Genomic DNA, 1,046 nt, shown 5'->3' on the forward strand with positions numbered 1-1,046 from the left:
GGCGGCTGGCTAGCATACGACGGCATCAAAAGCGGACATTTCTATGCAGCTAAAAGCGGACATTACCGTGTAGCCACTACACGCGTTAGGCCTGCCTTGCCATTTCCGCTACGCGGCCTCGATTGTGACAACGATTCTGCCTTCATGAATGAGGCCGTCTTTGACTTCTGCAAGGCAACGGGTATCGAGCTGACGCGCTCGCGTGCCTACAAGAAAAATGACCAGGCGTGGGTCGAGCAAAAGAACGGTTCAGTCGTGCGCCGCCTCGTCGGGTATGGCAGGTTACGTGGACTTGAAGACACGGAAGCCCTTGCCACCCTTTACGCGGTGTCGCGTCTGTACATTAACTTCTTCCAGCCTTCATTCAAGCTGAAATCGAAGACACGTCATGGCGCGAGAGTCACGAAGCACTATGAAGCGCCCTTGACGCCCCTTGAGCGCGTCCTGCGGTCGACGTCGGTGCCGGAAGCAACCAAACGCAGACTACGTGCTCAGTTTCGTGCGCTCGACCCGCTGGATCTGTTGTGCCGGATGCGCGAAGCGCAGCACCGCGTCGCGCAATGTAGCGAATCGGGCACGGCGCCGAAGGAGGCGAAAACACCTGGTCGCGTTTCCCTCGCGGATTTCCTGGCGAGTCTTGGGACAGCGTGGCAGGACGGCGAGGTAAGACCCACGCATCATCGAAAGGCGCGCGTCCCCCATACCTGGCGCAGCCGGGAAGATCCGTTCGAGCACACGTGGCCGACAATCCAGCAATGGCTCGAATCCGAGCCCGGCATCACGGCGAAGAAGCTACATGAGCGTCTCGTCGCGCTGGCACCCGCGATGTATTCCGGCGCCCAGCTACGTACTCTGCAGCGTCGCGTCAAGGCATGGCGATCGAACCGCGCCAGGGAACTGGTGACCCGGATACTTGGCGACGCCGACGCGGTGAAGGCTGGCGCTGCTACGCAGCACCAGCCTTCACCGCAAAACAATGGGACAGTGACAATTACCCGGGAGTAACATCATCCCGTGAGGCAATACGTATGCCATACCTGAAGTCG

General features: G+C 59.7%; 1 pseudogene. It reads left to right on the forward strand.

What is annotated here, in order from left to right:
- Nucleotides 1-1,005: pseudogene (locus BN2475_RS32935) on the forward strand (transposase); the annotation flags it as partial.
- Between the last annotated feature and the right edge of the window lie 41 nt (nt 1,006-1,046).

The sequence above is a fragment of the Paraburkholderia ribeironis genome, assembly GCF_900019265.1.
Classification (GTDB): Bacteria; Pseudomonadota; Gammaproteobacteria; order Burkholderiales; family Burkholderiaceae; genus Paraburkholderia; species Paraburkholderia ribeironis.